At 35.4% G+C, this 13,495-nt stretch carries 10 protein-coding genes; 5 read left to right on the forward strand and 5 right to left on the reverse strand.

Features of this window, described 5'->3' with window-relative positions; all coding sequences use genetic code 11:
* Positions 1–535 precede the first annotated feature (535 nt).
* Positions 536–1,474 (forward strand): bifunctional riboflavin kinase/FAD synthetase, encoded by a 939-nt coding sequence (locus K4L44_12430; GenBank protein ID QZE13388.1) that lies wholly within the window; start codon positions 536–538, stop codon positions 1,472–1,474.
* A 480-nt stretch (positions 1,475–1,954) separates the two neighbouring features.
* Positions 1,955–3,289, forward strand: a complete 1,335-nt coding sequence (gene gdhA / locus K4L44_12435) for an NADP-specific glutamate dehydrogenase (protein QZE13389.1) — start codon at positions 1,955–1,957, stop codon at positions 3,287–3,289.
* Between the two features lie 130 nt (positions 3,290–3,419).
* Here the strand turns inward: gdhA and K4L44_12440 are convergent, their stop codons facing one another.
* The 4 genes from K4L44_12440 to rlmH form a co-directional block, all read right to left on the reverse strand.
* Positions 3,420–4,265, reverse strand: a complete 846-nt coding sequence (locus K4L44_12440) for a GntR family transcriptional regulator (protein ID QZE13390.1) — start codon at positions 4,263–4,265, stop codon at positions 3,420–3,422.
* 60 nt (positions 4,266–4,325) lie between these two features.
* On the reverse strand, positions 4,326–5,942 hold the full coding sequence (locus K4L44_12445) for a hypothetical protein (protein QZE13391.1): 1,617 nt from the start codon (positions 5,940–5,942) through the stop codon (positions 4,326–4,328).
* 104 nt (positions 5,943–6,046) lie between these two features.
* Positions 6,047–9,700, reverse strand: coding sequence for a GHKL domain-containing protein (locus K4L44_12450; protein ID QZE13392.1), 3,654 nt, complete (start codon positions 9,698–9,700; stop codon positions 6,047–6,049).
* A 12-nt stretch (positions 9,701–9,712) separates the two neighbouring features.
* Complete coding sequence (gene rlmH, locus K4L44_12455; GenBank protein QZE13393.1) at positions 9,713–10,186, reverse strand: 23S rRNA (pseudouridine(1915)-N(3))-methyltransferase RlmH; 474 nt, start codon at positions 10,184–10,186, stop codon at positions 9,713–9,715.
* Between the two features lie 476 nt (positions 10,187–10,662).
* Between rlmH and K4L44_12460 the strand changes: the two genes are divergently transcribed.
* The 3 genes from K4L44_12460 (at position 10,663) to ruvC (ending at position 12,628) form a co-directional block, all read left to right on the forward strand.
* Positions 10,663–11,052 carry a DUF4783 domain-containing protein gene (locus tag K4L44_12460; GenBank protein QZE13394.1) on the forward strand — a complete coding sequence of 130 codons (390 nt, stop codon included), beginning with the start codon at positions 10,663–10,665 and terminating at the stop codon, positions 11,050–11,052.
* 21 nt (positions 11,053–11,073) lie between these two features.
* A complete protein-coding gene (locus K4L44_12465) occupies positions 11,074–12,036 on the forward strand; it encodes a YihY/virulence factor BrkB family protein (protein ID QZE13395.1) in 963 nt (320 codons plus the stop codon).
* An 85-nt stretch (positions 12,037–12,121) separates the two neighbouring features.
* On the forward strand, positions 12,122–12,628 hold the full coding sequence (ruvC, locus tag K4L44_12470) for a crossover junction endodeoxyribonuclease RuvC (protein ID QZE16005.1): 507 nt from the start codon (positions 12,122–12,124) through the stop codon (positions 12,626–12,628).
* Between the two features lie 117 nt (positions 12,629–12,745).
* Here ruvC and deoD read toward each other — a convergent pair whose 3' ends face one another.
* Positions 12,746–13,450: a purine-nucleoside phosphorylase gene (gene deoD / locus K4L44_12475; GenBank protein QZE13396.1), complete on the reverse strand. Its 705-nt coding sequence runs from the start codon at positions 13,448–13,450 to the stop codon at positions 12,746–12,748.
* Between the last annotated feature and the right edge of the window lie 45 nt (positions 13,451–13,495).

Here is a 13,495-nt window from a genome sequence, read left to right on the forward strand (position 1 = left end):
AAATTATAATAATTAACTACATAAGGTCTTTCTATTCAGTAAAATATCAGCCACGTTGGGTTACGTGTCCATATGTGAATACGAAACTTACACACTTTTCGGGATCGTGTTCGTGTAGTTCAAAGTGTCTTTAAAGTGCTTTCATAGGGGATTCATAGGTACTTTGTCCATGGTTTGTCCATGGTTTGTTCATGGTTTGTCCATCGATTCTCCATCGATTCGATGGATGAACCATGCGTGAGATTCGAATAAAATATGGACAAATATGCCGTTATCTATTGAGGAAACACGATTTGGGTGGGGCAAATATAGCGTTTTTGGTGGGGGAGTTGCACTGTCTCGATAAAACCCTATTTGACTTTATCTCTTATTGAGAGGTAAAGGTGGACGAAGTACCTTACCTGGAGCCAAATTGCCAGAGTTTTTTTGGGGAGGATAAAGAAGAATTGTATAAACGGTTTTCAATATAGATAGAAAGATTATTGGAAACGAAATGGAATCACTATTTTTGTGGGGTCGAACTTAAAGGATAAACGTGGAAATAATATATCACTTGGAGTCGTTTGAAATTCCAAATGCAGCCATAACAGTTGGAACTTTTGATGGGGTCCATTTAGGACATCAATATTTAATTTCTCATTTGGTTCAAGAGGCGAGAACTAGAGGTCTCTGTTCTGTTGTATTTACTTTTGATCCGTATCCTCAAGAGGTATTTTCAAAAGATCCGTCGCATATCTCTATTCTTTCATCTCAGAATGAGAAGATTCGTAAAATAGAGTCTTTGGGTGTAGACTATCTTGTATTTTTCCCATTCTCTCGTGACTTTGCTTCGTTGACTGCCGAAATGTTTATTGAGAATATTTTGGTGGAAAAACTCTCTTTAAGGTTTCTTCTATTGGGATATGATCATAAGTTTGGCAAAGATCAAGTTTCAGAGGTTGCTGTTTTAGAGCGGTATGGTGACCAATATGGATTTCAGCTATCTAGATTGGGGCAAAAGAGAGTTTCTGATTATAATCTAAGCTCCTCTTTGATTCGAAAAAAGATAGAGTCGGGGGATCTTTTGCATATGAAAGAACTTCTTGGTGAATATTATGCTGTCTCTGGTAGTGTCGTTTATGGGAAGCAGATTGGAAGACAGATAAAGTTTCCAACAGCCAATATTGCAGTGGATGATCCACGTAAGTTGATTCCAAAGGTCGGAGTTTATGCTATTTTGATTCATTACAATGGAATAGTATATAAAGGTATGTTGAACATTGGGATTCGACCTACTTTAAACGAACAGAAACCTACTTGCTCTATTGAAGCACATATCTTTGATTTTAATCAAGATATTTATGGGAAGAACCTTCAGATCGATTTTGTTCAAAGGGTGAGAGATGAGATTCGTTTTGATTCGCTCGATGATTTGGTCTTGCAACTAAACAGAGACAAAACGGCTTGTTTGGAACTTCTAACTCATATGGAGTAGTAGATCGATCTTTTATTATTTGTGGAAAAGAGTGGTGGATTCAAGTGCTTTATAATAAAAATATAATCCCTCCTATGTTTTTTTATTAGCGATTGGATCGCTTAAGAGATATTATGCCTCCTCCCTTTAGTTTCAGATTGTAAGGTGGACTTTCATATTCTTTCAATTTCATTACTTTTCTCTCTCTTTTTATTTATACTCTCTATTTATAATCGTGTATTATAATTTAAATATCATTCTAAATAGTAAGCATATGTTATATATATAATTATGCTTTCAAACATTTAAAAGTTTCTAATGGTTTGTATAGTAGGGTTTTATAATAAAAAACTTGTGCTCAAAATATAATAAAAATCATTTTGTCATCTTAATTAAAACTATACCTTTGAATTAGTAATCCACCCAAACCAACCCGCTCAGTAATCGACTGGGGAGTTGATTTTTTCAAGGTGAAAAAATAACTATTTTAAACTTAGATCTATGAATACAGAGATTAATGAATTCATGGAGGCCTTAAAGGCCCGTACACCAGGAGAAAGCGAATTCCATCAAGCAGTAGAAGAAGTTGTTGAAACTGTATGGGATGTGTACAATGCAAATCCACGCTATAAAAAAGCGAAGATTCTTGAGCGAATGGTGGAACCTGAGCGTGTAATAATGTTCCGTGTACCATGGGTTAACGATCAAGGAGATGTAGAGATCAACCGTGGTTATCGTGTGGAGTTCAATAGCGCTATTGGACCTTATAAAGGTGGTTTAAGATTTCACCCTAGTGTGAACTTGAGTATTTTGAAGTTCTTAGGTTTTGAGCAAACTTTCAAAAACTCATTGACAACCCTACCTATGGGAGGTGGAAAAGGAGGTTCTGATTTCAATGCCAAAGGTCGTAGTGATAATGAGATCATGAGATTCTGTCAAAGCTTTATGACTGAATTGTCTCGCCACATTGGACCAAATACTGATGTTCCTGCAGGGGATATAGGTGTTGGTGGTCGTGAAATTGGATATCTTTTCGGACAGTATAAGAGACTACGGAATGAATTTACAGGTGTTTTAACTGGTAAAGGAACCAATTGGGGTGGTAGTTTAATTCGTCCAGAAGCAACAGGATATGGTGCTGTTTATTTTGTTCAGCATATGCTTCATGAGATGAACCAAGAGATTAAAGGAAAGACGTTCAGTGTTTCTGGTTTTGGTAATGTTGCTTGGGGATGTATCAAGAAGATTAACGAACTAGGTGGAAAAGTTGTTACTATTTCTGGCCCTGATGGTTATATCTATGATAAAGAGGGTATCACTGGCGAAAAAGTAGACTATATGCTTGAGCTTCGTGCTACAAATAACGATATCGTTTCTCCATATGCTGAAGAGTTCGGTGCAGAGTTCCATGCAGGTAAAAAACCATGGGAATGTAAAGTAGATGTTGCCCTTCCTTGTGCTTGTGAGAATGAGTTGAACGAAGAAGATGCTAAAAAGCTTCTTGCAAATGATGTGATGATGGTGGCAGAGGTGTCTAATATGGGATGTACTGCTGAAGCAGCATTCTTGTTGACAGACAAAACTACTTTTGCTCCAGGTAAAGCTGTTAACGCTGGTGGTGTTGCCGTTTCAGGTTTGGAGATGTCACAAAACAGCATGCGTTATTCTTGGAGAGAAGAAGAAGTGGATGAAAGATTGAAAATTATCATGAAAGATATTCACGATACTTGTGTTCGTTATGGCCGAAAAGGCGATAAAGTAAACTATATCCAAGGTGCAAACGTAGGTGGTTTCGTAAAAGTTGCGGACTCTATGATGGATCAAGGTTATGTATAAATAGCGATTTTCTAAATATTGATATACAGTAATGAAGTAAAAAGGGTTTCCGATTGGAAACCCTTTTTACTTTATGTTTTGATAAAATTGAAGCAGTGCTATCTCTTTCCCAAATGGTTGTGGGATGAGACTACTCTTTTTCCTCTTTTACAATAGCAATTGCATTCTCTTCAAGGACTACCTTTCGTTGTTTGTATAGCATTCCAAGCGTCTTTTTAAACGTTTTTTTACTCATACCAAAGATCTCTTTGATTGTCTCTGGATCCGATTTGTCTGTAATCTTAATCCTTCCACCAAACTGTTGAAGTGTAATCAATAGACGTTCTGCGGTATCGTCGACTTTCTTATATCCGAGAGGAGTCGTCTGTAGATCGATTTTGTAATCTTCTCTAACGTTTTTTACAAAGGCATCGATTCTGTCTCCAGGTTCGATGTTCTCGAAAGTTTCGTTTTTATAGACCATCCCTCGATATTTATTATTGACAATGACGGTATAACCAATCTCTCTTTCATCACATATAAGTGCCTCTACTTTATCTCCTCTCTCAAGCTCTGGTTTTATATTTCCTAAGAGTTTGTTTGTCTTCGTAGTAGCAACAATACGATTTGTAATAGGATCAAGATAGGTGAATACTAAGTAATATTCTCCTTCGCTCATCTTTGTATGTTGCTCTTTGAAAGGAACCAAAAGATCTTTTGGTAATCCCCAATCCATAAATGCACCGATATGATTTACCTGTTTTACTTCAAGAAACCCAAACTGTTCAACCATTACTTTAGGAAAGTCGGTGCTTGCCACGAGTCGATCTTCTGAGTCCAAGTAGATAAATACTTCTAAAAGGTCTCCAGGCGCACAATTCTCTGGTACATATCGGTTTGGAAGAAGTATCTCTCCAAGATCTTCTCCGTCAAGATATATCCCTGCAGTGTGGTCTTTAACGATGTGTAGTTGATTTATTTTTCCGATTTCTGTCATAATAAAACTTCGAATTTATTCTTTCGTATGCAAAAGTAGTGATTTAATTAGAGCAAATTGCTATTTTAATAGGGCTTCTTTTTGTGATAAGAAAAGAGAGGCTGTTTTTGGTTTTTGATTTAGATCTTGAACCATTACTTCTTTATTTAGAATATTGTTCACTTTATGGTCTACCGTAAGGGTTTTGTTTGTATTATATACTCCAATTACTTTGGATCCAATGTATTGAATATGACAATCATCTCTTTTTTCAATTTTAAATTTATCTGGAGTTTGATAGATCCATGAGTGAAATACTTCGAGGTATTTGCCATGTTTCTTTCCAGTCATTTCAATATTATAGAATACATTTCCTGGTCCTGCATGTGGCGTGTTTTGTGGTGCAGCACCTCCCATCACAGCGATTACGTTTGACATCTGTTCAAATAGATTATTCATTGGTGGCATAAAACCGATACCTCCTAGTCCATGTAGGTCTAATGGTTGCGGTGTTTTAAAAGTGAACAAACGGAAAACATTTCCTTGCGAGGCGCCCTCTATAGAAGGTCCGTGAGTTCTTTCAGCCTCTACATTAATATTCTGAAACAGGTTGTCATTGGAATGGTATAACTTTACGGAATAGTGACCCGGAATTCCTGTGATCGAGATGTCTTCAATGGTAGAGTTGCAGCTATTCACTAGTTGTACTCCTTGGGTATAGTTGTGAATGGTGATGTTTTGAATATGACCATTGATTACACGATTTAGTGCAATTGCAGACCAACCATAGTCGAATTCCTTGGTTTTATGGTGTACATATCCACCTTTCCACGTACTTTCAAAACGAAGGTTCGAGAAGGTGATATTTTGAAGCATCGGCATTTTTACCACTGAAGCATTGTATTTGGTCTCCAATGTGTGTCTTAATGCATGGGTTAGTTCTATATTGTGTTTGTCTATTACTTTAGAAACTCTTGTGAACCACTGATAGCTCCAGTCCTCTCTCTCTTTTGCTTGAATATAGCTTGTTTGAAAAGATTCAAACTTCACTTGATTCATCAATTTTTTCATTAGAGAGGGTTGGTCTTTCAAATTTTGCATCCCTATTAATATCACATCTCCACTCTTTATTCCTTCTGTAGAATCAATAGTGATTATGTTATTCCCTTTTGGAGTATCTTTCTGGACCTTATGTTTCTCTTTTTGATCTTTGATATCGTAAAAAGAGTAGGTGTCATGAATCTTTAATCCTGTATGAAAAACAGATGGGGATAACCAAGGGAACTCATCTTTATGTTGTGTTCTAGGATTCATAGAGACAATGATAGATCCATCAGAACCTTGTCCTTCTCCTTTGATATGGATGTTGCTATGATTGATTTCGATCACTTTAGTAGAAACATCCGAAAGGACTACATAGCGACCTTTAGGGATAAGTACTGTTCCGCCACCAGCATTTTCTGCAGCATTAATGGCTGCTTGGATTGCTTCGGTATCGTCTTTGGAATCATTGGCTATGGCACCGAACTTTGTGATGTCAAAAGTAGGTGGAAGCATTTTGGTTTGAGGTAGTTGTAGTTTTCCAGCCAGGCCAAAGAAAGGCAGTTTCGTTGAATTATCTTCCTCTTTTTTTGTTTTTATATTGGTGCATGAAGCCAGAGATAGAGTCACCAATAGCGAGGTAATTAATTTATTCATATGTTTGTTTTATAGATTTAAATCTTCGGGCAAGATACGAATAAAACATAATAGATCTAATGGCAATCTTTGTATTTCACGAGTAGGTCCGTGCGATGTTTATATTATGATTGTTTGATTTTTATGGTAAAGGTGGTTCCATCTTCTTTGCTTGTAGTAAAGTCAATAGAACCATTAATCGTTTCAATAATTTTTTTAACAATGGCCAATCCTAGTCCTGTCCCTTGACTCTTGGTGGTAAAATATGGTTCAAACAGACGATCTTGTATCTCTAAAGGAATTCCTGTACCATTATCTTTAATGACAATTTGATAGTAATTATCGATTGACTTAGTATCAATCTGAATAATACTCTCTTGTTCTTCTAATACCGCTTGTTGTGCATTCTTTATTAAGTTGATAAACAGACGCCCAAGTTGCTCTTTGTCAGCAAGAACAATCATCGGTTTGTCATCTTCTCTATTCCAGTGTATTGTGCCAGAGGAGGAGAATAGGTGGATTACCTCGTTAATCACACTATATAGGTCTACCTCTTGAATGCTCGCACTTGGGATTTTGGCAAAAGAGGAGAATGAGGTGGCAATGTTGGATAAGGTGTCAATTTGTTCAATGAGGGTTTGGGTTACCTTATCAAAATAGTTGTCGAAACGGTCTGAATTACTGTTGTGCATCTTTTGAAGATATTGGATATTCAGTTTCATTGGAGTCAACGGGTTCTTTATTTCGTGTGCGATTTGACGTGCCATCTCCCTCCAAGCTCCCTCTCTCTCATTTTTAGCAAGCAGTTTGGCACTTTTCTCTAGTTCATCTACCTTCTCATTGTATCTCTGTACAAGCTTTCCAATTTCATCATTGGCGGGATAGTGTATTTTTTCGTTACTCTCACCGAATCTCATGGTCTGTATCTTCTCTTCAATCATGGTGAGAGGAGAGGTTAGTTTTTGAGCAATAATAATTGCGACAGATAGACATACCAAAAGAATTATAACAAAGAGATTTACAAAGGTTATGACAAATGTTGTGATCTGTTTTACTAAATCATTTGTTCTTGAGAAGTAAGGAATATTGATATATCCTAGGATTTTATCCTTATCGTTTCTAAAAGGGACATAGATAGATAGGTATTCCAATCTACCTATGTGTTCGGTATGTATGAATTTATTGATATAATCTTTTTTGAGTTGGTTGTATGCTTTTCTATTCATGCGGTTTCCAATAAGCCCTTGTGTAAAGATCTCTGGCCTACTAGAAGTCGCTAGAATTCCATTGGTGTCATAAAAGTTAATATCTGTCCAAAGAATCTCAGAGAGATGATTTAGCTCTTGTCCGATATAAGAAGCTGTCTCGTGGTTTAACTCTTGAGTAGATCCAAAATTGATTTGTAGAGAGGTTGTCACCTCTTGTACTTTTTTATTCAAGTCATCTCTATTCTGGTCTTTGTATTGAAGGTATGTATAGGTTATCACCCCAATGGCTAAAATTAGCAGAGGAGTTAATACTAAGATGACGATTGAGTATTGAATTTTATACTTTAATTCATGAGTTTTTATTGGTACTCTTCGATTAAAAAAAAGCAGTAAGATGATTACCCCAAATGTGTAGAATAGTATTAGCGAGTAGGATATATTTACGATGATATCTCTCCAGCTCTTCTTTAAAAAGCTAATAACAATGGTTGTATTTTTATTGAGAGAAACGATGGAGTGGTCATAAACACGCGATTTTGTAAAAAAGAAATCGGATGTATCACTCTTCTCTATCTCACTCAATTGTGCTGGATATTTACAACTTCCTCTTTTCATTACTAGAATGCCATTATGGTATCTAGCATAGGAGAACTTTTCTGACTTGGTGCTATATACCTTTTTAATGTGATCATCTAGAAGTAGTTCTGGGTAACCTTTAGATTCATCAAAAGTTTTTGATGTAAGCTCAACAATAAGAATATAGTTTTGATATTCCCCTTTTATATCGAAACGTCCAAGATAGTTTATTCTCCCATCCATCGCTTTGATAGAAGAGAAGTGGGTATCATTAGTTGGAAGTCCTTTCTTTTTGATTAACTCATTAAAGAATTGATTCGCTGGAACCCATTGATCGCTATTCTCAATATTGAGGTTATCATATTCACTATAAAGCGAAACTGTCGTATTGTATTTGGCAAGGTATCCATTAAAATAACTTCTCAAAAGATAGTCATCTATTTTGCGCCCTTCAGATAACATCTCTGTGAGTGTAGAGTCTTTTAGAATTGCAGTACTGATCTTTTCAAAGGTGATTTCTGCATTGGGATCTCTCTCATTCTTTATCCTTTCTGCATATACTTCTCTGTGTTTTGTTAGTCTCTCCTGAACTCCTTGGCTGCAAATAATAACATAAGTAAATGCTCCTAATAATGTGTAAAGAAATAGAATAAGATAACGGTATTTATAGCGATCAGATTCTTTTGTTTTTATCTGTATGGTTGTTGCTAATCCAAAGAGTAGTGTCACTACCACAAGAAGTTTTAAGTTGTAAGAAATGACAGGGATAGAGCATAGAAGAATAATAGCACTCAGTATAATCTTAAAGGAATAACCTCGATGAAGACGCTCATTGATAAGATTCCATGATTGGAATGAGATAACAAATGAGAAGAATGTTAATACAATAGATAGAACAAATAGTATATTATTGAAGTTGAACTGCAGCTCTTTGGCGAAGAATGGATTAATATTTGAATCTTGAATTCCAATTTTAAGATAGTAACTGTAGAACATCCATAGTAGTAAGGTTAGTAGGTATATCCCAAAGTATACTATTTTAATGTGTTTCTCTTTTTTTTGATCGCTATTAATGATCAATATATTGTTGTTGATAACAAAACAGAAGATACATATACCTAATAGAAAAAATGTTCCTAATGAGTCGATGAATCCACATATCGCTAAATCATAGGGATCAAAAAAAGGTAGATTTAGATTGGGTATAATAAAGTATTTATACCCAAAAAAGACGATTACGTAGATACTTAACGTTGCTAATAGTTGGGAGAAAAAACTTTTATATATAGCTTTTATTACTCTTGTTGTAGCACCATATAAAAAGATTAGTGATAGGAATACTAATATAAAGAGGAGGGTAGACCTACTAGGATCGTCGTTAGATGATCTTGTTTGATAGGAGATATATAGCGCTGCTTTTCCTTCCGAAGAGTGTATTGGAATACTAAAAATCTGCTGCTTTGTATGTAAATTAATGTTGTGAATGCCTGAGAATGGTCCATTAAAGCATGGTTTTAAGTATTTATTAGAATAAGAGAACTCTTCTTTGATTAAAAAAGAGAGGACTAATGTGTTCTCTTGATTAATATCAATTGCTTTATTATAGTACCAGCCATTGGGATATTGATGAATACCATCTCCCATCAATTTGGGGTTATAGGTATTATAGAACGACCAATCGTTATTGCTCCAATAGGTAAGCTCTCCCGATTTATATAGTGATAATCTAAAGTTGGAGGGTAGACTTGTGGCAATGTTTTGAATCGTTGAGTCTAAAATATTGTCCTCATTGCTTATTTCGCTGATAATTGGATTTGAAAGGCTGTCAAGAAGTTCGATCTCTTGAAGGAAAATATTTTGGAATGTTTCAAATTCAATCTTTTTATCCCCTTTATTATGAAAAGTTCCATTCAATAGTGTAGCAGTAACTAATAGAATTAATGCAATCAAAAAACTATATGAGAAACTTTTGAAGGAACGATTCATAATGTTCATAGTCATACTCTATTATTGATGATGATATGGTTCGTTTTTTAGAATGGTCATGGCTCTATAAAGTTGTTCAACAAAAATAAGTCGAACCATCTGGTGTGAAAATGTCATCTTAGAGAGGGATATCTTTCCATTGGACCTGTCGTATATTTTCTGTGCAAATCCATAAGGCCCTCCAATTACAAAGATTAAATTTCGTGTCCCCATTACCATCTTTTTCTCAAGATATTTAGAAAAATCTACAGAATCAAACATTTGTCCCCTTTCGTCCATAAGAATCATCACATCACTGTTCTGTACTTGTTGAAGAATCATTTCACCTTCTTTCTCTTTCTGCTGATTCTCACTAAGATTTTTAGTGTTTTTGATGTCAGGAATAATTTTCATTTCGTAAGGAATATAGTGTCCCAACCTCTTTTCAAAGATGTTTATTCCTTCTTGGAGATATTTTTGATCTGTTTTGCCTATTACTAAAAATGTTATCTTCATTTTGATTGAAACTATTGGATGTACTGTTTGTTCGTTTTATATAAAATGATGGTACAAAGATATACAAATGGTTCTTTTGAAATAGAGATGTTATGGCATTTTAAAATGTTTAATCTCTTGACATTAATATGCTTTGTACTACTGATTATGAATCAATTTTAATTTTAATTTTAGGTTTTAAAAGTTGTAGTAAACATTTTTTGTGTATTTTTGATATTATAATTAGTGTTGTGTTTCTTGTGAAGATTCTTTTTTTGAGAAGGTAGTCATACGATACTGCATAGAAACTCTTTTTAATCGACAATGCTTGTGCTTTTATATTCTGTACTTCTAGAGATGATGTTATGATGAATATAAAACAATGTTTCTATTGAGAATCTCAATAATAAACAGATATGAGCGATATTGACTATGTGTCTTTAGATCTTTTAAAGAGAGTATATGTGTTGTTTTTTTAATGTATAAATGATTTTATTATGAAAAGTTTCATCCATAAGAGTATTTTAGCTATTCTTTTTATCTGTGTTGCGATGGTAGCCCAGGCTGGAATAGTAGATAAAGTATCCAATGCTTTAACTCAAGGAGATGCATCAAGACTTGCTGCTTTTTTTAATGAATCCGTAGAGTTAGTAGTATTAGATAAGGAGGGTATTTACAGTAAGGATCAGGCAAAAGTGATTGTGACTTCTTTCTTTAATAAATATCAACCTACCAAGTTTACCTCTCTCCATAATGGGGGGAAACCTGATGCTACCTATGTTATTGGTAATCTAGTTACTTCTAGTGGACAGTTTAGAGTCTATTTCTTAGTAAAAGGAACCGATTCAAATCAAAAAGTGTACCAGTTACGATTTGAGAAAGAGTAAGTGGACCTCTAATTATTTTCAATGAAGTGGAATAAGACCTATCTTAGAAGAAGGGGATTGGCTGTTTTTATTACTGCCCGAAAAGTTACTATCCCAATGATGGGAGGCGTGCCTCTCTATGATTTTATAATTTTCTTTATTAGGGGTATTGTGGGAGGCCGTCTGAGTGTTCGGGCTTCTGCCATTGCTTTTAATGTCTTTGTCGCAATGTTCCCTACCATCATTTTTCTTTTTACTCTCCTTCCGTATATTCCAATTGATGACTTTCAGGAACAGTTGATGGGAGTGCTATTTCAAGCGATGCCTCATAATGCATACTATGCGATAGAGGGAACGATTAATGATGTTTTGACGCAACCTCATGGAGGATTACTTAGCTTCGGTTTTATTGCAGCAATGATATTCTCCACAAGTGGTATTGATGCAATGATTAGTGCCTTTAATGCTTCGCTCCATGAAGTAGATTCTAGGTCTATATTGAATCAGCGATTGGTGGCACTAATGCTTGTCCTCATCATGACTTTATTTGTGACTATTGCTGTATCCTTGATTGTTGTAGGAAAATATCTCTACTCTTGGCTTATAATGAAAGGAATCCTGGAAGATAATATTTTCTCTTTTTTGCTGAATATCCTTCGCTGGATTGTGGGTTTTGCTTTTTTATATTGTGCTTATACATGCCTCTATATGTTTGCACCAGCCAAAAGAGCAAAATGGTCAACGGTATCTATTGGAGGTGCTATTGCAGCATTATTGACTGTTTTAATATCTACCGGATTTACCTATTATATCGACAATTTTGGACGTTATAACACCCTTTATGGTTCTATTGGTGCCATGTTGGTTGTGTTGATGTGGTTGTATCTAAATTCATACTCGTTGATTATTGGTTTTGAGTTTAATACCAGTCTGAAAGAGGCAGGCTCTCATTTAAATAGACAATCAAAGAGAAAAAAGATATCTTTGCTTTCTATTTTTGAATAAATCATTTATAAAAAAGGAGTTTGTGACATTGACAAAGGAACAGAAGAATAAAGTGATTCTTGGAATCGATCCAGGTACGAATGTGATGGGTTATGGTGTGGTTGAAGTCGTTCAAGGAAAGTTGAAACTTATATCTATGGGTGTCGTAAAGACTTCAGAGTTTAATACCCATTATGATAAGATACATCATATTTTTCAGCGAACCCTCTCTCTTGTGAAACAGTATAATCCAGATGAGGTGGCACTAGAAGCTCCTTTCTTTGGAAAGAATGTTCAGTCGATGTTGAAACTTGGAAGAGCTCAAGGGGTTGCAATGGTTGCTGCACTCTCTCTTGAAAAACAAGTGTTTGAATATGCTCCTTTGAAAATAAAACAAGCAATCACCGGAAGTGGTAGTGCTAGTAAAGAACAGGTAGCATACTTCTTAAAAAGTATGTTTAAAATAGAGATCCTGCCTAAAGAACTAGATGCTACTGATGGATTGGCTGCGGCAGTATGTCATCATCTACAAGAGAGAAATCCTTTAAAAAGATCTGGCGCCTCATCGTGGTCCGATTTTATAAAAAAGAATCCGAATAAAGTAGTCAAATGATAGATAAAAAAATAACCAGTTCTTTAGTGTGAATCAACCTATCTGTCTATGGTCCAGATATCAAATGAGTTCGATTCCTAAAAAACTGGTTACTGGTTTATTTTCGAAGAACAATAATTAAGCAAGCTCAAGTGCTACTTCCATCATCTTGGTGAAAGTGTTCTGTCTTTCTTCTGCGGTGGTTGCCTCACCTGTAATAATGTGGTCACTAACAGTTAGGATGGTTAACGCTTTTCTTTTGTGTTTCGCAGCAATTGTATAAAGTGCTGCAGCTTCCATCTCTACTGCCATAACGCCAAATTCTCTCCATGCTTTTGATACATCTCCAAGATGTTCATCATGATAGAATGTATCCGAACTAAGAATATTTCCAACATGCGTTGTAAATCCTTTGTCTGTAGCTTTGTTGTAAGCTTTTAGAAGAAGATCGAAGTCAGCAATTGCTGCATAATCTTTTCCTCCAAAACGGATACGGTTGACGTTACTATCTGTACATGCTCCAAGTCCTAGAATAAGATCTCTTACATGTACATCTTCCTGCATTGAACCACATGTTCCAATTCGAATAAGGTTTTTACAATCATACTCGGTGATAAGCTCTGTTACGACAATAGAAATAGATGGTATACCCATTCCAGTTCCTTGAACGCTCACTCTTTTCCCTTTGTATGTGCCGGTGTATCCCAACATTCCTCGAACATTGTTATAGCAAACAGCATCTTCTAGAAAATTCTCTGCGATAAATTTCGCTCTCTGTGGATCTCCAGGAAGAAGTACAGTTTCGGCAATATCCCCTTTTTTTGCTTCGTTATGTACACTCATAATTCAATTAATTTATTCAGGAAAAAACATATTTATACTCTCCAT

It is taken from the genome of Prolixibacteraceae bacterium (assembly GCA_019720755.1).
In the GTDB taxonomy this organism is placed as follows: Bacteria; Bacteroidota; Bacteroidia; order Bacteroidales; family Prolixibacteraceae; genus Halosquirtibacter; species Halosquirtibacter laminarini.